General features: G+C 31.6%; 18 protein-coding genes. 9 read left to right on the top strand and 9 right to left on the bottom strand.

The genetic code is table 11. From position 1 onward, the window contains the following. Positions 1–156: 156 nt before the first annotated feature. Entirely contained in the window at positions 157–1,017 is an 861-nt protein-coding gene (locus ACPF9A_RS12275; RefSeq protein ID WP_423997287.1) for a class I SAM-dependent methyltransferase, read from the top strand. 22 nt (positions 1,018–1,039) lie between these two features. On the opposite strand, the gene ACPF9A_RS12270 is transcribed toward ACPF9A_RS12275, so the two are convergent. Beyond that, entirely contained in the window at positions 1,040–4,993 is a 3,954-nt protein-coding gene (locus tag ACPF9A_RS12270; protein WP_423997285.1) for a non-ribosomal peptide synthetase, read from the bottom strand. Positions 4,994–5,473: 480 nt separating this feature from the next. Beyond that, positions 5,474–5,725 carry a hypothetical protein gene (locus ACPF9A_RS12265; RefSeq protein WP_423997283.1) on the bottom strand — a complete coding sequence of 84 codons (252 nt, stop codon included), beginning with the start codon at positions 5,723–5,725 and terminating at the stop codon, positions 5,474–5,476. Between the two features lie 881 nt (positions 5,726–6,606). Here ACPF9A_RS12265 and gmd point away from each other — a divergent pair. The 3 genes from gmd to ACPF9A_RS12250 all read left to right on the top strand — a co-directional run bounded on the left by gmd (position 6,607) and on the right by ACPF9A_RS12250 (position 10,327). Further along, on the top strand, positions 6,607–7,719 hold the full coding sequence (gmd, locus tag ACPF9A_RS12260) for a GDP-mannose 4,6-dehydratase (RefSeq protein WP_423997281.1): 1,113 nt from the start codon (positions 6,607–6,609) through the stop codon (positions 7,717–7,719). A 47-nt stretch (positions 7,720–7,766) separates the two neighbouring features. Then, positions 7,767–8,858: a GDP-L-fucose synthase family protein gene (locus tag ACPF9A_RS12255; RefSeq protein ID WP_423997279.1), complete on the top strand. Its 1,092-nt coding sequence runs from the start codon at positions 7,767–7,769 to the stop codon at positions 8,856–8,858. A gap of 122 nt (positions 8,859–8,980) precedes the next feature. Further along, on the top strand, positions 8,981–10,327 hold the full coding sequence (locus tag ACPF9A_RS12250) for an undecaprenyl-phosphate glucose phosphotransferase (protein WP_423997277.1): 1,347 nt from the start codon (positions 8,981–8,983) through the stop codon (positions 10,325–10,327). On the opposite strand, the gene ACPF9A_RS12245 is transcribed toward ACPF9A_RS12250, so the two are convergent. After that, the gene (locus ACPF9A_RS12245; protein ID WP_423997275.1) at positions 10,328–11,197 is read right to left on the bottom strand and encodes a DUF808 domain-containing protein; all 870 of its coding nucleotides are present in this window, start codon (positions 11,195–11,197) and stop codon (positions 10,328–10,330) included. It abuts the gene before it with no gap. A 228-nt stretch (positions 11,198–11,425) separates the two neighbouring features. Further along, a complete protein-coding gene (locus ACPF9A_RS12240) occupies positions 11,426–12,670 on the bottom strand; it encodes a hypothetical protein (RefSeq protein WP_423997273.1) in 1,245 nt (414 codons plus the stop codon). A 375-nt stretch (positions 12,671–13,045) separates the two neighbouring features. Here ACPF9A_RS12240 and ACPF9A_RS12235 point away from each other — a divergent pair, with 375 nt between their 5' ends. The 5 genes from ACPF9A_RS12235 to ACPF9A_RS12215 all read left to right on the top strand — a co-directional run bounded on the left by ACPF9A_RS12235 (position 13,046) and on the right by ACPF9A_RS12215 (position 18,513). Next, positions 13,046–13,960 carry a polysaccharide deacetylase family protein gene (locus ACPF9A_RS12235; protein ID WP_423997271.1) on the top strand — a complete coding sequence of 305 codons (915 nt, stop codon included), beginning with the start codon at positions 13,046–13,048 and terminating at the stop codon, positions 13,958–13,960. A gap of 591 nt (positions 13,961–14,551) precedes the next feature. Then, on the top strand, positions 14,552–15,397 hold the full coding sequence (locus ACPF9A_RS12230; protein WP_423997269.1) for a hypothetical protein: 846 nt from the start codon (positions 14,552–14,554) through the stop codon (positions 15,395–15,397). Between the two features lie 132 nt (positions 15,398–15,529). Further along, on the top strand, positions 15,530–16,495 hold the full coding sequence (locus ACPF9A_RS12225; protein WP_423997267.1) for an acyltransferase family protein: 966 nt from the start codon (positions 15,530–15,532) through the stop codon (positions 16,493–16,495). A gap of 154 nt (positions 16,496–16,649) precedes the next feature. Beyond that, positions 16,650–17,255 carry a DapH/DapD/GlmU-related protein gene (locus ACPF9A_RS12220; RefSeq protein ID WP_423997265.1) on the top strand — a complete coding sequence of 202 codons (606 nt, stop codon included), beginning with the start codon at positions 16,650–16,652 and terminating at the stop codon, positions 17,253–17,255. 205 nt (positions 17,256–17,460) lie between these two features. Next, positions 17,461–18,513 (top strand): glycosyltransferase family 4 protein, encoded by a 1,053-nt coding sequence (locus tag ACPF9A_RS12215; protein WP_423997263.1) that lies wholly within the window; start codon positions 17,461–17,463, stop codon positions 18,511–18,513. 144 nt (positions 18,514–18,657) lie between these two features. Here ACPF9A_RS12215 and ACPF9A_RS12210 read toward each other — a convergent pair whose 3' ends face one another. The 5 genes from ACPF9A_RS12210 to ACPF9A_RS12190 all read right to left on the bottom strand — a co-directional run bounded on the left by ACPF9A_RS12210 (position 18,658) and on the right by ACPF9A_RS12190 (position 24,417). Then, positions 18,658–19,491: a glycosyltransferase gene (locus tag ACPF9A_RS12210; protein WP_423997261.1), complete on the bottom strand. Its 834-nt coding sequence runs from the start codon at positions 19,489–19,491 to the stop codon at positions 18,658–18,660. Between the two features lie 19 nt (positions 19,492–19,510). Then, complete coding sequence (locus ACPF9A_RS12205) at positions 19,511–20,800, bottom strand: hypothetical protein (protein ID WP_423997260.1); 1,290 nt, start codon at positions 20,798–20,800, stop codon at positions 19,511–19,513. Further along, a complete protein-coding gene (locus ACPF9A_RS12200; RefSeq protein ID WP_423997258.1) occupies positions 20,800–21,801 on the bottom strand; it encodes a glycosyltransferase family 10 domain-containing protein in 1,002 nt (333 codons plus the stop codon). Before ACPF9A_RS12200 ends, ACPF9A_RS12205 begins: the two co-directional genes overlap by 1 nt. A gap of 106 nt (positions 21,802–21,907) precedes the next feature. Beyond that, a complete protein-coding gene (locus ACPF9A_RS12195) occupies positions 21,908–22,879 on the bottom strand; it encodes an acyltransferase family protein (protein WP_423997256.1) in 972 nt (323 codons plus the stop codon). A gap of 92 nt (positions 22,880–22,971) precedes the next feature. Then, on the bottom strand, positions 22,972–24,417 hold the full coding sequence (locus ACPF9A_RS12190; RefSeq protein WP_423997254.1) for an oligosaccharide flippase family protein: 1,446 nt from the start codon (positions 24,415–24,417) through the stop codon (positions 22,972–22,974). Positions 24,418–24,470 lie beyond the last annotated feature (53 nt).

Here is a 24,470-nt window from a genome sequence, read left to right as displayed (position 1 = left end):
ATTGAATTGAGATTAAAAAATGAGGGTAAATAACCATAGTTTATATGCAGATTTCATCGGTAAATGACTAAAAATATCTGTTAAGAATTATACGTTTTTAAAAAAACAATCGACTTTATACCTAATATTGCATATCAATTATTTTTTTACCCTGTGATGAAAAGTAAAATTATAATTTTTATTGGTGATTTACTTGTCTTTCTAATGCCTAAAAAGGCTGAAGAATTTGCTAAAACCGGCATGACTATTACTGATGGAAATAAAATTACATTAACTGAACGGTTTATCCGTAAATCTCTTTTGAGAAAGGTCGAAGTAAATTTGGATCACGAAACCTTGTCTAAATTTCATAAAGCTTATTGGGAAAATCAGGGGGACAACTTTTTTGCTGCAACATCAGACTCTTTTGAAAACAATTTCTTACCAGAATGCTCTTTTATTTTTGAATTACTGAAGGAGAAATTATCTGGTAAAAACCATGATTTTAATACTATAGTTGAGATAGGAACAGGTAATGGTAAGGTTTTAAATTACCTAAGCGAACAACTCCCTCAAATCGAAAGATTTGTCGGTATTGATTTAAATCAAAATCAGATTTCACAGAACAGAATAACTTACAAAAAGAACGTTCAGCTTGAATTCGTGGCTAGTGATGCTTTTGATTGGGTCAATACCTATGCGAACAAAAATATGATCTTTGTAACTTCAAGAGGAGTACTAGAGTACTTTACTGAAAGTAGACTACAAGATTTTCTTCAACAGGTAAATCGTTTAGGAAATACCATTTTCATCGCTATTGAACCCAATGGCATTAATCATGATTTAAAAATTAATAAGCATTCAGAACCTTATGGTTATGAGCGTTCATTTTCTCACAATTACGAACTACTTTTCAAAAATGCAGGCTTTAATTTGTGGCATCACTCCAAAAAAGACAGTAATACAGAGCACTATCTAAGCTATATGGGTGCTGACAATTATAGCGAAAAAGAAATTTTAGCCGCTACTATTATTTAACTCTTAGCAGTACTTCTAAGCTTTAGTTATTATCGAGTACTCTTTGCAGCGATGCAGATAATACCTTGTCGTTTGGCGGATAAAACATACTCAGGTGGTCCCCTGGTACATAATGTAGCTCAATTCCGTTTTCTGCAAAAGATTTCCAGCCAAGATGTACACTATCGTGTGTATAATCAATAACATCTTCGATTCTAAATAAGTCGACCTTTATAGCTAATGGTTGTAAATGATAGCTATCAACAACCTTATTGTGCTCAATAATTCGGCTTTCATACTCCCAATCATAATCCGTTTTAGAAACTGTAGTTTTATCTTTCTTTACTCTTAAGTACAATTTCTTCAGGTTGGCTTTAGTGACTCCAATTCTATATTTAAAGCCTTCTCTACTAGATAATTGCTTTAAAACATGCAAGGTCTTATTGGCTAAATAATTAAAATAAGCCATCTTTTTGCCTAAACTGGTACTCTTACCGTAATGGGCATAGGCGTAGGTATCTAACAATACCAAAGCAGAAATCTCTTCCCCTTTTGCCATTAATTGTTTTGCCATTTCATAGGCGATAATACCACCAGAAGAATAACCCGCTAACTTATAAGGTCCTTTTGGTTGTGTTGCCAAAAGAGCTTCATTATAATGTGCTGCTATTTCTTCTACAGAAGTCAATAATTCTTCTTTACCATCTAACCCTTTTGCCTGAAAAGCATAAATAGGCTGATCAGGATCCATATTATGCTTTAAGGTTTTAAAAGAAAGTATATTTAACCCTGCACCGTGAACTATAAATAGTGGTGTTTTGGATCCGTTTTTTTGAATGGGCACTAAAGAATCCCAGGTTACGATATGCTCCTCAATTTTTAATAAACTAGCTAAACTTTTAACCGTTGAATATTCAAACAAAGAAGATAACGGCAAGCGTTGACCAGATTTTTCTTCTAGCCTAGTCATTACTTTGGCAGCAATTAACGAATGTCCACCTAATTCAAAGAAATCATCGTTTAAATTAATAGTATCTATAAACAAACACTCTTTCCAAACTTCTGAAACTAATTTTTCAGCCTTGGTAAAAGGTTGAATATGCTCCTCTTTAGTAGTGATGATATGCGTATCGTCTGGTAGACTTTTTCTATCTAATTTACCGTTGATAGTTACTGGCAGTTTATCTAATTTAATATATTCATGAGGCAGCATAAAAACGGGTAACTCCGCTGCTAATTGCTTTTTCCAAAGTGCAACATCAGAATTCCATTCGTTACCATTATAAACTATATATGCTTTTAAAGCATTATTTCTAACATCTGTAGCAGCTGACTGAATTCCTTTCAATTTATTTAAAGAATGCTCAATTTCTCCGAGTTCAATTCTGTGTCCGCGAACTTTCACTTGCCCATCTTTACGTCCTAAACATTCAATCTGACCGTTTGGCAAAAGTTTACCAAGATCTCCCGATAAATACATTTTAGTGGACGTTTCCGCTTGAAACGTATTGTTTATGAAACGTTCACTGGTAAGTTCTTCCTGTCCTAAATATCCCTTGGTAACACCATCGCCACCAATTACGATTTCTCCGACTTCCCCAGCTGTCACCGGTTTACCGTGAGCATCTAGAATATAAATATCGGTATTTGCGATAGGCTTTCCAACGGTAATCGGATTGTTTTGATCTGTAATTTTTGTGAGTATACAGCAAACCGTGGTTTCTGTAGGACCATAAATATTCCAAACTTCATCAACCTTTTCTAGCAACTTTAATGAAAGTGATTTAGAAACCGGTTCACCACCAATTAGCGCTTTAATATGCAATGGTTTTTTCCAGCCAGAGTCCAATAAAATTTGCCATATCGTTGGCGTTCCCCAAATTACCGTAATATTATCTTCAATTGCTTTTTGTAATAAAAGGTGTCCGTCTTTTCGTGTTTCTTCATCAACCAATACCACACTGGCACCATGAACCAATGGTAAGAAGATCTCCATCACCATCGCATCAAAAGAAATAGTGGTGGTTGCGAATATTTTATCATTTGGTGTAATACCTGGCTCATTACCCATTGAAAACAACAGGTTTATCACATTATTATGCGTTACCTGAACTCCCTTTGGCTTACCTGTAGATCCAGAAGTGTAAATAATGTATGCGCCTGCATCAGAAAGTACATTTACATCAATTATAGTTTCACTAGTTTCGTTGGCTTTGATACGTAACTCTTCAATGAAAATCGTTTTAACACCATGTTCTAGCGCCTGTTTTGATGTATCGCAAATAAAGAACGTCGATTTAGCATCTGAAATCATCAATAAGGTACGATTATCAGGGTAGCCGGTATCTATCGGCACATATCTAGCACCGCATTGAAGAATTGCAAATAAAGTTGCAATTAACTCAGGTGACCTTTCTAATGAAATAGCAACTGTATCTCCTGGTCTTATCCCTTTTTCCCACAAGTAAACAGCGGTACTATTAATTTTTCTTTGCAACTCTGCATAGGTAACTTTTTCGTTTTTAAATTCTAATGCAATTGCTGTTGGCGTACTTGTCGCCTGCTTATATACTAACTCATGAAGTGTTGTATTTGGGTATTCTAATGATACTCCCGTTACAATACTATCTTCGTTCGATCTGTTTAGTATTTCAGATAGTTTAGCAGTAGGCTGCTCAATCAATGTATTTAAAATCGCATTGAAAGATTCGCCCATAGCATGTATGGTACTTTCTTTGAATAAGTTGGTATTATATGACCATTCTAAAACTATATTATCTCTTGACCCATTGGCATTCAAGAATAATTCGAAAGTTTCATACTCCCTTTCATTACTATGGTATTGATACGAAAGTCCCTCAAAAGTAACACCATCATCCAAATCCATATCCACATTAAAAACTACCGGTACCAATGGCACTCTACCCGGAGTTCGAGGAATGTTAAGCTTCTTCAATAAACTACCAAAAGACAATTCTTGATTTTCGAAAGCATCAAAATTGGCAGATTTTCTTTTCTTTAAATAGTCTATAAAACTGTAGTCAATGTCTAGATTACTTTTCATCGGCAACAACTTCACACAATGCCCTACAAGATGCTTTGCACCCATAGATGATTGCCCTGCAACAGGCAACCCAAGCACAATACCTTCTTGATCGGTAATTTTATACAGTAATATTTCAAAAGCAGCCATTAAGGTCAATACCAAACTAGAATTACCTTTAATTCCGGTTTGCTTAATACCCTTTACTACACTTTTATCTAATAACTGGTTAATACGTGCACCGTTATAGGTTCTCTTCGTTATTTGTTTAAAATCTGTCGGAAGATTAGTTTTCGGAATATCGTTTTGAAAAACAGTCAACCAATATTGTTCTGTTTGATTGAATTCGGGACTTACTTTTATTTCATTTTGATGCGCCACATATTCCGTATACGGTACAGCATCAGGAAGATTATGAGATACATTTTTGACCTTTGCAGAATACAAGGCTCCCAATTCTTGCATGATGATACCTAAAGACCAACCATCACAAACAATATGATGCGTGGTGATTATAAACTGAAATTTATCCCGTTCAGTTCTAAGAACGGCGAATCGAATTAATGGTTCTGTGGTTAGGTCAAACGCTTTACCAGTAATGTTCTTGGTATAGTTTTTTATGGCAGCTGCCTTCTCCTCGGCCGACAGACTTGAATAATCTTGTAAATCTAAGTTTGCGATTATGGAAGCAAATACATTAATGAATTTTCCATCGGGACTAAATACAGAACGTAAAGCTTCATGCCTACTAATTAACATGTCAACAGACCATTGTAAGGCGGCAATATCTAAATCACCTTCAAATTCAATGGTTAACGAAAGGTTATATGCTTTATTCGCATCGTCACCACCAAAATAACAAGAATACCAAATCTCTTCTTGCGCATCTGTAGTGTACAGAATATGTTTTATCTCTGGACCTTCAAAAGGGTTAAAATGTGTCAGTACTTCCAAGCTTCTTTACTAATATTAGGTTAATGCAATTCAAAATTTTGGGGAACCAACAGTCACAAAGATCTTATAATTTAAAGTTTCTTTATTCCTTTTAATCAAGTATTTACTACTTATTTAAAAACAAATTAAAGATGTCGAATTAATTAAACGAACATCATTATGGCTGTGATTAAAATTTACAATGATACCATTGTGCGATAAATATATTATTAATCGGTAGAATAGAAATTTAGTTTCGCTGATGTGTAGTGAATATTAGATGTGTGTTTACATCGGATGAAAAAGCAGAAATATTATGGAAGTTTTTGAGCTTATTTACGAGTATCAATTCGCATAAAATGTAGCGCTCGGTAAGCCATAATATTTAATTTTAAAACAAAAAGTGCAGTGGAGAATTTTAAAATTCACCACTGCACTTCGTATACATATCAATTGAGCACTATTCGTTTAAAATAGAAAACATAGTTGTCTTATAATCGCCTAAACTTTCAACAACCTTTCGGTCATAATTTTGGCATACAAAATTTGATTTTGCTCAATGGAGTTGAATGCATTTTGAACTTTTGCACTCTTCGATTTTTTACGAACCGATACATTATCGGTCTCGTTACTCTTTGTACTTTTCTTTAACCTAAAATAAGGCTTAAGGTGCATGTAGCAATCTTCAAGAGAAACTAACTTTTTCTTCTGATAAGAAGATGTTAGCTTCCCGTTTAAAATGTTAGATATCATCGTATGGTGGTTTAAGTTGATAAAATAACGGGGCAAAACAGTAAAAATTATAAATCAAAGTCCAAATCACATTTCTAATACACTAGAAAAATATATTAAACTTTGATGAAATAAACTTAAGCTAAATATTAATAACCGCACCACTTTTGTGCGAAATTTATTAAAATTTAACAAAATTTACGACAATTTGACAACTACAAAATGATTGCTCAGGTATGTCTTATCTTATTTAAGCAAGTGCTGTATAATCCAATCTTCCAACACATATTTACCTGCAAATTCATATTCCTTTCTGCCATAAATAATCCATTAATATAGTTATTAAGCTAAACTCAAAAAATACCACAATGTCAAGTAGGGCAATAGCTACAAGATGATTTCTTTGTAACTGATATCAACCATTTACTACGACATGAAAAATTAAGACCTGTTCATAATCCCGACCAATGATTATCTAAATCATTGATAGCATAGCTCGGTTTTTATTAAGATTTCCACTCTATAACGCACCATTACTATTATGAAAATGAATCAAAAACACAGTTTAACGATTATATCATTAATTGGTCTAAGGTTTGTTTGCATTGATCTGTAATGCCCAAATAATATCCTAAATTTGTCACACAGCCATTAACTATAGTTATCAGATGAAGAATATGTATACTTCATCTTAAACGACTTCTGAAACTTTTATTATAGTTATCTAGTTAATGGTAAAATTGAACTTTTGCCTTGTTAATCTAGTTATACTATTCAAGAAACAATCGTTTAATTTATGTAAATTATTACGCTATTAATTAGATTATAGTCGAAAACTATAATCTGATTAAAAATAGAAATTTAAATTAAAAAAAACATTTATAAATCCATTTTACAAGAGTATGAAAGTAGCATTAATTACCGGAGTCACAGGTCAGGACGGCGCCTATTTGAGTGAGTTTTTATTAAAGAAAGGGTATCAAGTACACGGTCTTAAAAGAAGAGCGTCTATGTTTAATACAGACAGAATTGATCATCTTTATCAAGACCCACATATTGAGAATAGAAATTTTGTACTTCATTATGGTGATATGACAGATAGTACTAATCTTATTAGATTAATACAAGAAATTCAACCAGATGAGATTTATAACCTAGCGGCAATGAGCCACGTTCAAGTATCGTTTGAAGTTCCAGAATATACTGGTAATGCAGATGGTTTAGGTACTTTAAGAATACTAGACGCTGTTCGTTTGTTAGGTTTAACTGAAAAAACACGTATTTACCAGGCATCTACTTCAGAGTTGTACGGTAAAGTACAAGAAGTACCACAGTCAGAAACTACTCCGTTTTACCCGCGTAGCCCATATGCCGTTGCAAAAATGTATGCATATTGGATTACGGTAAACTACAGAGAAGCATATAACATGTTTGCATGTAATGGTATTTTGTTTAACCACGAGTCTCCAATTAGAGGAGAAACTTTTGTTACTAGAAAAATTACTAGAGCTGCTGCAAGAATTGGTTTAGGCTTACAAGACAAAATTTACTTAGGTAACCTAGATGCGCAACGAGATTGGGGCCATGCCAAAGATTATGTTCGTATGATGTGGATGATTCTTCAAGCTGATGAAGCGGAAGATTGGGTAATTGCAACTGGTAAAACTACTCCTGTTCGTGAATTCGTAAGAATGGCATTTGCAGAAATGGGTATTGAACTAGAATTTAAAGGTGAAGGTGTTGAAGAGAAAGGATATGTGAAATCATGCTCAAATCCTGATATTCAAGTAGAAATCGGAAAAGAAATTCTTGCCGTTGATCCTAAATACTTCAGACCAACAGAAGTTGAATTGTTAATTGGTGATGCTACAAAAGCAAATACTAAATTAGGTTGGATTCCGGAATATGATTTACAGGGGTTAGTAAAAGACATGATGACAAATGATCTTAAATTGATGCAAAAAGATCAGTACTTAAAAGATGGTGGCTACGTTACTTATAATTATTTTGAGTAAGATTTAAAAATTATTTATATATCTAATTAGTAGGTAAATTATACCAAATGTTAAATAAAGAAGCTAAAATATATATCGCAGGTCACCGAGGTCTTGTTGGCAGTGCAATCGTTAAAAATCTTGAAAGTAAGGGCTACTCAAATCTAATCTTTAAAACACATAAAGAATTAGATTTGACCAACCCAACAAGGGTTGCTGAGTTTTTTGAAACTGAGAAACCAGCATACGTCATCCTTGCTGCTGCGAAAGTTGGTGGTATTGTCGCAAACAATACGTACAGGGCAGATTTCATTTATGAGAATCTAATGATTCAGAATAATGTAATCCACCAAAGTTATCTTCATGGGGTTAAGAAATTACTCTTTTTAGGGAGTACTTGTATTTATCCTAAAAATTGTCCGCAACCAATGAAAGAGGACTATTTACTGACAGATACCTTAGAGTACACAAACGAACCTTATGCTATTGCTAAAATAGCGGGTATTAAAATGTGCGAGAGTTACAATTTGCAGTACGGCACCAATTTCATTTCTGTAATGCCAACGAATCTGTACGGACCTAATGATAATTTCGATTTAGAAAAATCGCATGTATTACCTGCATTAATTAGAAAAATGCATTTAGGTAAAGCATTAGAGAATAACAATTGGGACGTTATCGCTTCAGATTTAAACGCCTTACCTATTGAAGGCGTTACTGGAAGTTCATCTAAAGAAGATATTCTTACCGCATTAGATAAGTATGGTATTAAGATGAAAAATAATACTGTTCACCTAGAAATATGGGGCACAGGAAACCCGATGAGAGAATTTCTTTGGAGCGAAGACATGGCAGATGCCTGTGTTTTCTTGATGGAGCAACGCGATTTTAAAGATTGTTACGCACAAGACAACAAAGAGGTTAGAAATACGCACATTAATATAGGCACAGGTATTGATATTTCGATTAAAGATTTGGCTTTGTTAATACAGCAAACTATTGATTTTAAAGGCGAACTATATTTTAATACTGAAAAGCCAGACGGAACAATGAAAAAGTTAACAGACCCAAGCAAATTACATGACCTTGGCTGGAAACATACTATCTCATTAGAACAAGGTGTACAACAAGTATATTCTTGGTATACCAAAAAGAATTAACCATTCTTTAAAATATTAGATTTCTATCAACCCCAAAATTTACAACTAGCCAATAGTTGCAAACTATTGGCTAATGTAATAACCTATCATTAGCTCTTTAACCAACCATTTTAAAAGCTAAAATGAAGAAATCGCTTTTTATTATACCCATCTCGTTGATAGTCCATATTTTGATTATCAACCTTACGCTGTATGTATATACTCCTGAAACATACTTAAATATATTCAGTGTAGTATACTATAATATAGCGTGGTTAATAACTACCTACAGCTTAAATTTTTATCCTACTGCGAGACGCGATGGCTTTTTGACCAATCTAAAAAGTTTCTTGAAGCTTTTTATCATTTATGGTTTGGTTTACTTTACGTCCTTTGTTTTCTTCGGATTAAATTCTTATTCGACCCCTTACTTATTTCTTGCATATCTTCAAATTTGCGCCTTACTGACCCTATTTAGAGTGTTATTCTATTTGGCTCGAAATATATATCGGAAAAGAGGATACAATACTACCAGAGTAGTTGTCATTGGTAGAGATAGAAATTTACCAAAACTTAAACGCATTTTTGATAATCCACAATATGGGTATTCTTACATGGGTTATTTTGATAATGCCAAATCTGACAACAAATCTTGTTTAGGCGATATTGAAAGCTCTTTCAATTATATTTTTGAAAACAATGTTGAAGAAGTGTACTGTATGGCTTCTAAACTATCTAAGGCAGAAATACAGTATGTAATGAAAATTGCAGATAATAGTCTTAAACGAATAAAGATCATTCCAGATAATAAAGAATTATTCTCTAGCGCTATGTCAATAGAGTTATATGGTGCCGTTCCTATTTTAAACTTAAGGGCATCACCCTTAGATTTAGATTATTCGAATTTCATTAAACGTATTTTCGACGTTCTAATATCAAGCTTTGCTATTGTATTTGTGCTGTCGTGGTTAACACCACTAGTGTATATATTAATGAAAATTGATTCTAAAGGACCCTTGTTTTTCAAACAGCAACGCCATGGGGTCAATAGAGAGGTGTTTTGGTGCTACAAGTTTAGGTCCATGGCCAAGAGCACTACTAGCGATACACAAATGGCGACCAAAAACGATGTTAGGGTAACAAGGCTAGGTAAAATCTTAAGAAAAACCAGCATAGACGAACTACCTCAATTTTTCAACGTGTTAAAGGGCGACATGAGTGTTGTTGGCCCTCGACCACATATGGTGGTACATACCCAAGAATATGAAAATTCGGTAGATAGATATTTGGTACGACACTTTATAAAGCCAGGTATTACAGGTTTAGCACAAATTCAAGGCTGTAGAGGTGAAATTCTCGATCGATCCGATATTGTTAATAGGGTACGTTATGATATTTTTTATATGGAAAAATGGTCGCTTGCCTTAGATGCTAAAATTGTATTTCTAACAATTTACAATGCCATTAAAGGGGAAGCTAGAGCGTATTGATTACTTCTTTTTAAATAGCTTTTTTATACCATTAAACAGTAATAGCGCCACAAAGCCAACTATAAGTCCGACAACAAATTCTACCAACATAGCAGGAACATTCGGAAGAAAGTGATGAAAGAAATCAATATTATGGACAAATATTCCGCCCGAAACTAGCAATAACGCTATAGTCCCAATTACAGATAAAGCTTTAATTACTTTTGGTAATGCATTAACAAAGAATCGACCTATTTTATCAGAGATACTATTCTCTTCTTCATTCAGGTTAATTAATCGCGTACCAAATTCGTCCATACGTACAATTAGGGCTACAATGCCATAAACCCCTACAGTAGCTAACAGTGCCACAACAGATACTACTGCAATTTGTGTAACTAAAGGCTCTTTTATCACAGCACCTAAAGCAATGATTACTATTTCAATGGATAATATAAAATCGGTTACTATAGCAGATTTTACCTTTGTTTTCTCCAATTCCAGAATCTCTTCTTTAGTCATCGGCTTCGCTTCAGCAGCTAAATGCTCATGCTCATGAGGAACAAAGAATTCATGAATTTTTTCAGCACCTTCGAAAGCAAGGTAAATGCCACCAAGTACTAATACTACGGTAACTGCCCAGGGTAAAAAGGCACTTAATAAAAATGCGATAGGTAGAATAATAATTTTATTCAACAACGACCCTTTCGTTATCGCCCACAATACCGGTAATTCTCTTTGAGAGACGAAGCCTGATGCTTTTTCTGCATTAACGGCTAAGTCATCACCTAAAATACCAGCCGTCTTCTTAGTGGCTATTTTACTCATTGCAGCAACATCATCTAAAAGTGCCGCTACATCATCTAAAATTGCAAAAAAACCTGAAGCCATGTATTTCTAATTTTAATCAAAAATAATTTAACCATTTCATTTATGGGAATTCTATTCGTAAAAAAGATAACCCATCTCTAATTTCTGTTAACAGAAATTAGAATTGGGTTTATGAATTTTTGTTCAAAGCTGATATTAATTACTATTTAGGCAAATCAGAAAAATTATTGGTCGTAAGAGAATGATTAATTGGTAACCACATGTTCGAGCAGCTAATAACTGTATTCGCTAATTTACCTGCTCCCAATTAAAACCATTACTTTGTAACCAAAGCACATTAACTGAGACATCTGTTCGAATCAAACTATTAGAATCTATATAACCACCTGCCACTGACAAAGTGATACTCGGATTTTTTTTAATGATATACATTCTACCCGTAGCACCATTGGCAGGAGGCATAAATAATGTACTACTGCCTGAACCATTTATAAAAATGGTATGGTCAGTTTCGTTTAACCCCACATCACCCCCTGTAAATCGTATAGGCGTTGATAGTGACCCATTAACGCTCACTGTTGAATTAGGAACATTTGTTTTTATGCCTAACCGTGCATTAGTATTATCCCAATAGATGTTGGCATTATTTTCATCAACTTTACCATCAGTACCGGCAAAAAGCACTGAACCGGTAATACCCGTAAATTCTTCAATGGTTGGGTTAGTATCAATAAGAGTTTCTAAACCCAATTCATTTGTATAAGTATACGTACCATTTAGGTTATCTTCTAAAGTAGATGTTGTTTCTTGCGTAGTAGAGGTATTAAACGTCACCGTAGTACCGTCATTGTTTGTAAAAATATAAGCACCATCTCCATTATCCGCTAATGTACCTCCAGTAATTGTAATTAGGGTCTCTTCACCTAACTCATTAGTGTAAGTGTACGTACTATTTAAATTATCTTCTAAAGTAGAAGTAGTTTCTTGAATAGTTGAAATATTAAACGTCACCGTAGTACCGTCACTATTTGTAAAAATATAAGCACCATCTCCATTATCTGCTAATGTACCTCCAGTAATGGTAATTAGCGTCTCTTCACCTAACTCATTAGTATAGGTGTACGTACCATCAAAATTATCTTCTAAAACAGATACCGTATCATCGGCACCATTAAAAATAACCGGTAGTTGGTTTGTGCCTAAAAAGGTATACCTACCATCACCATTTTCGGTTAGGGAAATTGGCTCATTAGAATTTGAATCACCAGTTGAGCAAAGACTCGACCAAACGCTTCCATTATAAAAGAAAACACAATTTTCATCTGTATTAAAGACTAAGCCACCTCGTAGAGGGCGCAAGAGCTGCATTTCAGCATTAGATACTCTAGTTATCACCAATACCTTTGAAGAACTCTCTAGTTCTAGCAAGGAAGAAACATCAAGATTTTGTGGGTTATCGCCTATTTTAATTTGACCAAAACTAAAGCTGAGTCCAAAAATAATAAGTACAAAATATAAAATAAATCTATACATAGTATTAAAAATAAACTCTGTTCGGCATTAATTAGGTAAATAGAAACAAGGTATTCTACTTCGCATTTCTAAAAAAAATATTTCGATAAAAGACAAATAAATGCTACAAAGGTATGCCCAAAAAAGAATAACAATACAAAAGGAGTTTTTATTTTTTATGTTATCATCTTCCAGTTAAATTCTTTATTTATAATAAAAAATTTTATTTTCATTAATTAAAAAGTATTTTATTTAATTTCAATTTGGAGTACTATAGCCTTTGAATTAATTTTCATGTAAACATCAATCGATGCAATCAAAAAAAAGAAGAATTTTTTAAATGGATGAAATTGGAATTTATAAAGGATATGTCGCGAATAAAAAAAACTCTCATCAATGAATAGAGTTATTAATTTTCATGATGTCCAAGATAAAGTTTGGTTTGAAAAAACCATCATTTATTTAAAAGGGAAGTATAATTTGATAGATGCTGATAAGCTTTATGAATATTATGTGGAACATAAAAATTTAAAAAATGCCTGCCACATAACTATTGATGATGGCGATAGGTTATTCTACGATGTAATGTTTCCTATACTAAAGAAACATAAAATACCAGCTACGATATTCATATCTCCTAAAATTATTATGGAAGAAAAAAACTTTTGGTTTCAAGAAATCGAAGATTTTGATTTTGTTTTATTAACAAAAATTATTGCCCAACAATTAGAATGCGATAATGAACTTTTTCAAAATTATAAGGTCCAAACAATTTTAAAAAATTGTAAAATTGAAAAAATTTGGTCTATAATTAATGAATATAAAAAAGAAAATGAGGTTTGTTCTGTAAAAAAATTTAACATCAATTTAGAAGAACTTTTAGAAATTGACCGTAATGAATTAATAACAATAGGAGCGCATACACAAAACCATCCTATCTTAGCTAATGAAACTGACCAAGCTAGTTACCTAGAGATATCAGAATCCATTCAAAATTTGGAACAAATTCTGAAACATAAAATTACAAATTTCGCATACCCAAATGGTATTTCAAATATAGATTTTGGAACTAGAGAAATGCAATTTTTAAAACAAAACAATATTAAACTGGGGTTTTCTTCTACAATTTCTAATTTAAAGAAATCAGATAATACTATGGCAATACCAAGAATAGGAATTTCAGATGGAGACAAATTATATCTCAAATTCAAACTTTTACTTGGAAAAAAATGGGCCTTTCTGAAAAAAATTAAGTCTTCAAATGAAGAATACAATCGAAATGCAATTAAGTTGAAAATTGCAAATAAATAGATGACTTCTAAACAAATTATTCTTTGTTGAATTGTCATCAACAGTAGTATCCACCTACAATTCATCTGTATAAGAACAATTTCTGTTATCTTCTAACCCACAATCTTAGGCATAGAGCCTTGAACATGCAAAACCTTTATAAAAAATACAATGTTTCATTACATTAAAAATTAATTCACCTCATAAAGCTTGTTGTGGTTACATTTCAGCGTTTTAAACTCTAGATACAAAAAACATTTGAAGAAACATTTAAGTTGATATATAGAAGATACAAAAAGGTATTGTGCTTTCTCATATATCTTACCTGACCTAAATTACTATTTAAACTCAAAATCGATACCTGAAATTTATCTTAAATCAATTTTTCATATGAATCGAATAAAACATTAGCAGGTTATTTAGAGAAAGGCATCTTTGTTAAATTATTCGATGAAATAACCTATTAAGCCAATGAAGTGTGTAATAAATTGTATGGTGTGTTTTTTTAAATTACTATCTTTCTTGACTTAAATATTTGGTTCTTTATTAGAGGCTATAACACCTCAGCTAGCCAAAGAATTAAGCACCTATTGAATACTAATTCACAAACATATGTCTAAATTAAGTTTTCCCTACAAATTAATATTTTTTATACTATTTAATATAGCATTAGTAAGCTGCAGTTCAGATGACGCTTCGCCACCGATACCAACAGGTCTAGAAAAACAATATACTTTTGTAAAAACGCAATTTTCTGATTTAACTGGAAATGTAATTTTCACAGAGAACACAAATGGTTCTACTACTATTTCGGTTTCATTAAATAATACAGTACCAGGCGTTGATTTAAATATACGCCTAAGGCGAAATACCGCGAATTTAGGTGGCGGCATAGCTTTAACTTTAAATAACATTGACAATGAGACTGGTAAAAGTATTACCACCGTTTCAAAATTAGACGATGGTAATGCCATTAATTATGTTGAATTATCAGAATTCGAAGGATATTTATCGCTTGAAGGAAAAAACACCAACCAAAATATTGTTTTTGCTTATAAAGACCTTGGACCAAATGAATTTACAGGAAAAAAAATTACGTACCATCTTTTTTCTAATAATCAAACTGTGAATGGTTTTGCTCAATTTCAAGAACGAAGAAAAGGAACTTCTGCCTTAATAATTGGAGTTTTAGATTTAACTAATCCTACTGCCTTAGAATGTTCTTTGCTTATAAAACAGGATAATACAACGTCAGATTATATACATGAATTAGCATCAACCAGAATAGAACCTAATGGTTATAGCTTCAATGAATTAACTGAAATTAACGGATCTCCAATTACTTTTGACGCTCTATTAAACTTAGATGCATTTATAAATGTATCTGATCCAGCTAACCCTTTAAATATTTTATCCTCTGGCGCTATAGGTATAAATGAAAATGCCAGTTCATATTAAAGAAATAAAAATTACTTATTTATAAATTTAGTTAAAAAAATATATTTCTAGAATGATTTACTTTGAGAATAATGATGGTTCGACATGAACAAAATCAACTCACTGTTTTGTTTTTTAAAAGGCAATAAAATTATGAACAACAATAAACGTGATATTGGAATAGATGTCATAAAATGTATAGCAGCACTGCTAATTACCAATTCTCATTTTGATCTTCTTTACCCATACAAATTTCTTGCTACCGGTGGTTCAATAGGTAATTCCCTTTTCTTTTTCGCCTCAGGTTTCCTTTTATTTTTGAAACCTATGGGCAGGTTTGACAACTGGTATAAGAAACGTATTAACAGAATATATCCAACAATCTTCGCATGGGCTATTTTATGCACTCTTTTTTTAGGTGAAGATGAAAATATTATTTATTTAATTCTATATAGCGGAGAATGGTTTATTTCATGTATTATGATTTATTATGTTATCATTTACTTTATCAATAAATTCATGAGAAATAACCTCATGCTTTCTTGGGGTATTTCTTTGTTGATTTTTATAGTTTGGTATATCATCATAGATAAGCCATCAGATTATGACATGTATGGCATAACATACTTTAAATATGGCTTCTATTTTTTATTTATGTTAATGGGGGCTATCATGGGTGCAAGTAAAAAACAGTTAATTTATAACTTCAAATCTGACTTTCTAAAACTGATTGGGTGTTGCGTTCTTTACTATTTAATTGCTATTGGCGCAAAGAAATTCGAAATTATAAACATACTTCAAATGCTTTCGTTAGCTCCTCTTATAGGGTTAACCTATTATTTTTATAAAGTAGCAAATGGCTCTGTTTTGAAAAAAGTTTACCAAAATAATATTGGTGGTGCTTTTATAAAAATTATTGGAGGTCTTTGTTTAGAAATTTATTTAGTACAAGTATCATTATTTACAGATAGGTTTAATAATTACTTTCCTCTAAATATAATAGGAACGTTTTTAGCGATTTTAATTGCAGCATATATTCTTAGATGTAGTTCTCGTCTATTTTCGCAAATATTTAAAGAACAGGACCTAGACTGGAAAGGAATTATAAGCTTATATTAAAAATAAATTAATGTAAATTTTTTATAATATATGGAGACGCTAATTAAAAACTATTTATAAGACCTTATACCAATTTTAGTCTAAATCGTTGGTAATTTTACTTTCATAATTATTAATTCAACTAAAAAAAATATTATTTACAAAGGGTAATTCTATGAAATTAAAATCATTAATTATAAAAACAGAAGTATTACACGAATTTATCCGAGATAAATTTTGGGGATATTTTATTAAAAAAGGAATGGGAAATTGCGGTAAAAATGTAATGATCAAACCATCAACCTCTGTATTTAAAGGAATTGAGAATTTTTATTTTAAGGGTGATCTCAAAATAGCCAGATATGCAGTTATTTACTCAACTGAGGCTAAATTGTATATTGGTAAAAAAGTAGATATTGCTCCATATTTAAAAATTATTACAGGCAATCATAGAATTGATAAAGTAGGGTACTTTATGTTTGACGGTAACTATGAAAAACGACCTGAGGACGATAAGGATGTTGTAATTGAAGGTGATTCGTGGCTGGGCATAAACGTAACTATCCTAGCAGGTGTCACAATTGGCAGAGGCAGTATAGTTGCTGCTGGTGCAGTTGTAACCAAATCCTGCCCACCATACTCTATAATAGGTGGTATCCCTGCTAAAGTATTAAAGTTTAGATTTACTATTGACGAAATACTGAAACATGAAAAAAAATTATACTCTAAAGATGAGCGTTTTAGTAGAGAGGTACTAATAGCAGCCCGAAAAAAATCTTAAAACTATTATATATATTTAAATTTATAATTTTAGATATCTTAACATTGCTTTAAACTGGAAAGCAATTAAATAATTTATAGAAAAAAACTAAAAATAATTAAGTATTAAACTTATTTTTTTGGAACCAGAAACTATTGGTCAAAATAAGTTCATAAATTGATTTATGGCTAAAATTTACAAAGCAAACCATTTGGATTTTTCTTAAATGAATAATAAAAAAATCAAAGTATTAGTAATCGCAACATCAAGATTAACTCGCGGGGGCATAACCTCTGTTATTAAAGCTCATGAAAATAGTCCGCAATGGAAAGAGAGTAATTGCAAATGGATAGAAACCCATAGAGATGGCTCTAATTTTCAAAAAATTTGGTATTTACTTACTGCATTAATTACATTTTTCTTCTTATTACCATTCTATAACATAGTCCACATACATATAGCCACAAGTAGTTCAGCAAAGCGCAAACAATTATTCATTTACCCTACTAAATGGTTGAAAAAAAAATTAATAATGCATTTTCACCCCTCAAATGAAAAATTCTTATTTGAAATTAAAAATCAAAAACTATATAAAAGATTATTTGCTAAAGCTGACTTAATTCTCGTGTTATCGCAACAATGGAAACGATGGTTACAAGAGGCATTAGAAATACATGATAGAGTGGATGTCTTATATAATCCTTGTCCAAGTGTTAATCAAAATAGAAACTTACATCGAGAAAATATACTTGTTGCAGGTTCTATAATTCCTAGAAAGGGATATAAAACTATCATAAATGCATTTTCATTAATTGCTGCTGACAATCCTAAATGGAAATTAGTATTTGCTGGCAATGGCGAAATTGATATTGCTAAAAATTTAGTTAAAACAAAAGGTATTGACCAACAAGTTGAATTTTTAGGCTGGGTAAAAGATTCAGAAAAAGAAATGGCTTTTCAAAAGGCCTCAATTTATTGCTTAGCAAGCGATGGGGAAGGTTTTCCTATGGGTCTTTTAGATGCATGGGCTTACCACTTACCTAGTATAGTTACACCGGTTGGAGGTATTCCTGATATTGTGGAACATGGTGTAAATGGGATGATTTACCCTGTTGGGGATTTTAAAACATTATCCACTCAACTTAATCATCTTATCAATGATGCAGAAATTCGTAAACGTATCATCAATGAAACCGATAAGCTGGTTACAACTATTTTCAATGTTGACCACATCAACAATCAACTAGCCTTAATTTACAAAAATTTACTAAAAAATTGAATCTTATTAAGGAATTAATAAGAGCTATCAACAAACCTATTTTCTGTAGAAATTAACCTAGTCAATTCCACTAAAATCTAGATTTATTTGTAAAAGAATTCAAATAATATATAAAATTAGTAACACAAACCTACCAAGTAGTTACTATTTCAAAATCTTTTTCCTTAATGGACTGTCATAGATTCCTTTAATCAATTTTGGTGGCATATAGCGCATTACTAAACGACTTAACGGATACACATAGCGCCACGTAATACCCTTTAACTTACCTATACCCTTCATATAGATTTTAAACTCGTGTAGCCCTTTAGTTTTATCTCTAGAGACAAAAGAATTCTCTGTTATTCTAAATTGAATTAAACATTCAGGAATATTACCGATTTTATAACCAGCATTTAAAATCGTAAACCAAAGCGCCAAATCTTGTGTTAAACGGTAGTCTTCATTGTACCGTATTCCACTATCAAAAATTTCCCTTTTCATCATAACACCTGCATGTTGTAAAGGGCATGCTTTACAGATGTAATCTCTAACTTCTTCATCTGTAAATGGGTAGGTTCTAATATTGGTATAATTACCCAACTCATCAATCTCTTGAGCCAAAGAGCCAACTACAGAATACTCAGAATTTTTTTCCAAGTATTCAATTTGTTTTATAAAACGACCAGACACCGATACATCATCACTGTCCATACGTGCTATGTATCGACCAGTTGCGTTATCAATACCAATATTTAAAGATTTGGTAAGCCCAATATTAATTTTATTCTTAAAAATTACTAAGGTTTGATTTAAAACGTTTTTCCATTTTTCAATAACGCTATAAAGTTCATCAGTTAATTCACCATCTTCAATGAGTATGATTTGAGTTGGTTTTAAATTTTGAACTGTCCAAATACTATTCATTGCCAGTTCTAAATATTCTGGCTTTTCTTTATGGTATACAGACATGATTACTGAGAGGGATCGATCAGTCATTTATTATATTTCTAAAAAATTAAATTGATAAAATTGATTTGATATCAATTATTTGTTGTCTTCTTTTTCCTTGATAAACGGTATCAAAACTAATATATTCACCACTAGTTGAGAATCTAGGATGCAAATCGCAACGCGTTTCATTTTTGTATTTCGTACTTTGAAACAATTCTGCCAAACAATGTATTTCTTTTGTTTTTCTATTGAAAAGAAACAGTTTTTGCATTCTACTTTTGTCGGGATACGAATCAAAAACTATCCAATCTCCAAAACAGCTAGGATGGCCATCACCTAATTGAAGTTGGGTCATTTCTGGACATAATGTTGCAACTCCATTTAGACCTAAGTAATAATATCCATTTTCTCCATTTGCTTTTAAATAACCTAAAATAGTCTCATTATCTAGCCAATAGCAATGGCTTACATATTCTTCATCTATTACGACTTTAATAGTTTCAAAATCTGAATACATTAACCTATCAAATCTTCTTTTTCCTTGAAAATACCGATGTATAAACATAAATCCTTTTCCATTTGGCTGTATGATCAAATGATTCAATTTATGGGTACAATCTTTAAAAATATCTTTTGCTTCTACATTGACAACATCTTCTATAGTGTGCAACATCTTTGCAATACCAGAAGCGTAATCTATTTTCCAAATACCATCATTTTTTAGGTTGGTCAATTCAGATTGCTGTAATGGTGGTAAGCTGCGATACCCATAATCTGGTCGCATACTTAATAACCGTTGATAATTTATAGAAAGAAAATACTGGTCTTTGTAGACCGCTTGTACAGGATAATCAAAAGTTTTGATCAATGAATTCTCTTTGGCGGAAAACAGTTTAGATTCGTACCTTTTTAAATCTTCATTAAAATCATTAAAAACAAATAGCTCTTCATTTAACCAATGCAGTCGCGTGCCTTGTTGCCAATTATACGCTTTTGATTGTGCTATTTTCTTTGTTGTACCATCATGAATATTTGTAATCGTGATATCTACCGGTACAGAATCTGAGGGCAAATTAACGGATGCATCAGAACTCAGATGCGAAAGAACCTGACCCATATTATTCACTGTTGCTATATCATAATACCCACCAAATGTTTCAGATGTAGTATCAAAGCTAATTAACGGATCAATAAGTGTAATCTGAACGGGTTGTTCCATTAACTTAATAATGTAATCCTTTTTATGAAGTTTAGCGTTAATTGAAATATAAATACTCTTCAAAAAGGCTTTTAAACCAGGAGTAGCAGATAAAATAGCCGCAATAACGCGCTCCTTCTTACTAAATGTTGCCATTATTTAAATTTCATTTTAAGTTTATTAACTATTCTAGATATCACCATAATCTTGATTTTCGCAAAATCAACGAAAGCGGTATCATGCTTTAAGGTGACCTGCTTTTTTGTAGCATTGGGATCCATAGCATCAAATTGAGATGCAAGCAGTGCAAATAAATTGTACTTATCCAGCACCAATTCTTTTGCTTCTTGAATTTGAGCTATTCTTTGCTCACAATATTCCTTTTCAAGAATATCTTCTATGATTTTGACCGAACTTTCAAAATCATTAATATCGATTAATGAATAAGCGTCTTTATCGAAATATTTCTCCAAATTGGTACAACCATAATAAATCGGATACGTATTGCCTAAATAGCTATCAGCTAACTTCTCTGTCCAATAATCTGGGTACGAAGAATTTTCTATTACTACATGATATTTATAAGGTGCAATTACATTCCACTTATCATCAAAATCATTAAATCCCCTACCGAATAAATCAATTTTATCACCAAAATGTTCTTTTAATTTATGTACAAAATCTATTCTTTCTTGATGACCTTTGGTAAATGCTTTATTACTAGATATTACCGAAATCAATTTAGATTTAACTGGCGGTTCTTCATTCTTAAAAGTATCATAGTCTTTTGAAAAACTAATTTCCCCCTTTTCATTCTCAATCTTACCTATATGCCAAGGTTGAGCAGGTTGGTAATGCGTTTGACTTTTATGATCTAAATTGTCTTGGCAAACTACTATTTTACCAAACTGATTCACAAAACCTTTCGAATAATGATATACACTTTCTGGCTCACCTGTAACAAATAAGGTGTTCTCAGGAGCAACTTCACAGGTTTCTGTTTTACGTTCGCCTTTACTATACACCGCCCAAAAATCTGGATTTTTGATTTCTTGGTTAATATAAAATTGATAATTACCCCATTGCGCTAATCCAGAAGGTGTTTGTCGACTACACCCTTCATTGTCTTTAGCAATGGAAAGTTTTACTTTGTACATTTTTTATTAAATTTATAATTCAAATATTTTAAGCTTACACTAACTAAAAAGGGTGAAAATTCTAATTCCATTAAAACAGTCGAAAACAACATATTTCTTCTCCTAATTATAACCGGAAAATCTGATCTATTTTCCATTCTTTGCTTGAAAATAACCATAAAAAGAAATTGGTCAATATTCTTAATATATAAGCTGAAAAGATTATTATTCCAAATACAATTACGGTATTTAAAGGATAATATTTATTAAACACATTAGTGATTATGTTAAATTGGACAATATAAATTTCATATGTTAATGAAGAAATAATGAAAACTACTGACCATATTTTGTGATTCGATAATTTAGCGCACCATTGATAACTTACTGCCTTATATGAATAATATAGAAAAAACAATAATGGAATAACAGCCAATAACTGAACATAATAAAAATTATCAGTTTTTCCTTTTCCAAAAAACATGATAATAAAATATAGCAAAAATGATGTACCACATAAAACTAAATCGGAAAACAGATTTTCAATCTTAATCTGTTTCTTATATAAACCTACATTCACACCCAGAAGCATTGAACTGAAATAAATAATATAATGAAATTCGTGATAAATACTTCTAGCTTCTTTAGGTGAAAAAATTATAATTAAGGAAGTAATTAAAACAGACAAAACTAAAATTTGCTTTGTGTATTGTTTTAAATATTTTATTATAAAATAAATAATAGAAAAACTGATTACAAAACATCTTACAAACCAATAATCTCCAGCAAATAAAAAATCATACCAATTAATTTCTACTGAAAATATTAAATTCACAAAGACATAGAATACAATTAGTGTCGGCCATAACCTCACAATTTTTTTCTTAATCCAATAGTCAAAAGGTGTATATTTCCCTTCTTTGTTCTCTATATTAATCAGAAAAAATCCAGAAACAAAAAAGAAGAGCGCATTACCTTGAACACCCAAAGTTGCAAAACTGATATTATGACCTTCATATAAAGGCACATAATGACTATTAGTTATCATTATTGCCGCGACAAACTTTAAAAAATCTATACCGTAATTTCTACTTTTCATATTTGAAAGACCTTTTTTAGTGTATTTTTTGTGTTGTAAAATACTCTACTCTATTTAAACAATTTGAAGAAATATAATGCTAACATTCAATTTCATTTAAGACTAAAAATTGAATGTTTTTTATAAAACATGAACACCCCTAAAACACCAACTGGAACCCATAGCGAAGCAAATAACACATAGGGTGATATAAATTGAGATATCGATATATAACCTACTACAATACTACTAATAATTACAAAAAATAAAAGAACATGTTTAATAGACGTAAGCTTATTTTTTAAAAGCACAACATCTTGACTAAAATGAAATATTACAAAAGAAATAAAAATAGAGTAATTAACCACTGATAAAGATGACCATATTGACAGACCAATTAGACATAGTACCGTGTTTATAATAATACTATTGACATTAAACCACATATCTAGCTTTTCTAACTTTAAAGTAATAAGAATGTTTGCTTGCAATAACGATGTAGGAAATACAAGCATGGTTAAAAACATCTCTTTAGTATAAATAGCTGAAGTATCATATTTTTTTCCAAATATTAAGGGTAAAATCTCATCTGCAAAAGAATAGGTAAATGTATAGGCACCTAAACCGTAAAGTGTAAATAATATAAACATTTTCTGGTATAGCGCCTTAATACCTTCATAGTCTTTATTTTTTGAAAGCTCTACAAACTTTGGAAGTAATGTTGAACTTATTACCACTGGTATTAGTTGAGCTAATGAAAATATTTTAAAAGAGTTTTCGTAATAAGCAACCGAAGATAATGGCAACATTTTAGATATAATCAATGTTGCCGATTTCCAATACACAACATATGCACTACCGATAACTGCAAAGGGCCAATACTTATATAATATATTCTTCACAAAACTTATTGGCACGTCTGCTTTCCAAAAGCCATTTAAGTTTATACCATCTGCTGAGCCTATTTTCAGAAATAGATTTAATGTTATAAATCGCGTAACAACTAATAATATGGTAAGAACAACAATGTTAAACGGATAAATAAATAACATACACGCAATCCCAAATTTAGCAAAGGCTTCAATAAATAGGACTTTTACCGTTTTCTTTTGAGCAAATTGAGCAATATTAATATTCTTAATTGAATAAATAATATTATCAAAAATGATGTTGATTGCAAATAATATTGAAAGTTTTTGCACCGTAGGGTTTTCATAAAGTACCAATGCAAGAATAATATTGATTATCAAGAAAAAGAACCCGAAATAGGCTTGCATCTTCAAAAATTTGCTGGCTAGCTCACTTTTGTCATCAACATTCACAATCTCTCTAATAAACCAGTGTCCAAGACCCATGGCAGAAAAAGCCAAAATCATCTGGTACAAACTATTTGCTATTAAGTATTCTGAAAAATCTTCGACAGAATAATAACGTGCAACTAATACATAAAAAAGGCTCAAAAGTATGTTTTGAGTTAAACTTCCCATTACTCCCCACAAACTATTTTTAAGAATCTTTGACTTTATGTTAGGCAGCCATTTAATTTTCAACTTCTGCATTTAAATTTTAAGTTATGGGTAAATAAATTTTGGTAAATAACAAAATGGAATTA

The sequence above is a fragment of the Maribacter sp. IgM3_T14_3 genome (assembly GCF_049603095.1).
Classification (GTDB): Bacteria; Bacteroidota; Bacteroidia; order Flavobacteriales; family Flavobacteriaceae; genus Maribacter.
Note: the sequence above shows the minus strand (reverse complement) of the source record. Positions and strands in the feature narration are given on the sequence as shown.

Coding starts and splice junctions, on each gene's coding strand:
- ACPF9A_RS12220 (WP_423997265.1), top strand. CDS start 16,650: ATGAAATTAAAATCATTAATTATAAAAACAGAAGTATTACACGAATTT.
- ACPF9A_RS12245 (WP_423997275.1), bottom strand. CDS start 11,197: ATGGCTTCAGGTTTTTTTGCAATTTTAGATGATGTAGCGGCACTTTTA.
- gmd (WP_423997281.1), top strand. CDS start 6,607: ATGAAAGTAGCATTAATTACCGGAGTCACAGGTCAGGACGGCGCCTAT.
- ACPF9A_RS12240 (WP_423997273.1), bottom strand. CDS start 12,670: ATGTATAGATTTATTTTATATTTTGTACTTATTATTTTTGGACTCAGC.
- ACPF9A_RS12255 (WP_423997279.1), top strand. CDS start 7,767: ATGTTAAATAAAGAAGCTAAAATATATATCGCAGGTCACCGAGGTCTT.
- ACPF9A_RS12200 (WP_423997258.1), bottom strand. CDS start 21,801: ATGTACAAAGTAAAACTTTCCATTGCTAAAGACAATGAAGGGTGTAGT.
- ACPF9A_RS12230 (WP_423997269.1), top strand. CDS start 14,552: ATGTCTAAATTAAGTTTTCCCTACAAATTAATATTTTTTATACTATTT.
- ACPF9A_RS12215 (WP_423997263.1), top strand. CDS start 17,461: ATGAATAATAAAAAAATCAAAGTATTAGTAATCGCAACATCAAGATTA.
- ACPF9A_RS12205 (WP_423997260.1), bottom strand. CDS start 20,800: ATGGCAACATTTAGTAAGAAGGAGCGCGTTATTGCGGCTATTTTATCT.
- ACPF9A_RS12265 (WP_423997283.1), bottom strand. CDS start 5,725: ATGATATCTAACATTTTAAACGGGAAGCTAACATCTTCTTATCAGAAG.
- ACPF9A_RS12190 (WP_423997254.1), bottom strand. CDS start 24,417: ATGCAGAAGTTGAAAATTAAATGGCTGCCTAACATAAAGTCAAAGATT.
- ACPF9A_RS12225 (WP_423997267.1), top strand. CDS start 15,530: ATGAACAACAATAAACGTGATATTGGAATAGATGTCATAAAATGTATA.
- ACPF9A_RS12235 (WP_423997271.1), top strand. CDS start 13,046: ATGAATAGAGTTATTAATTTTCATGATGTCCAAGATAAAGTTTGGTTT.
- ACPF9A_RS12250 (WP_423997277.1), top strand. CDS start 8,981: ATGAAGAAATCGCTTTTTATTATACCCATCTCGTTGATAGTCCATATT.
- ACPF9A_RS12195 (WP_423997256.1), bottom strand. CDS start 22,879: ATGAAAAGTAGAAATTACGGTATAGATTTTTTAAAGTTTGTCGCGGCA.
- ACPF9A_RS12210 (WP_423997261.1), bottom strand. CDS start 19,491: ATGACTGATCGATCCCTCTCAGTAATCATGTCTGTATACCATAAAGAA.
- ACPF9A_RS12275 (WP_423997287.1), top strand. CDS start 157: ATGAAAAGTAAAATTATAATTTTTATTGGTGATTTACTTGTCTTTCTA.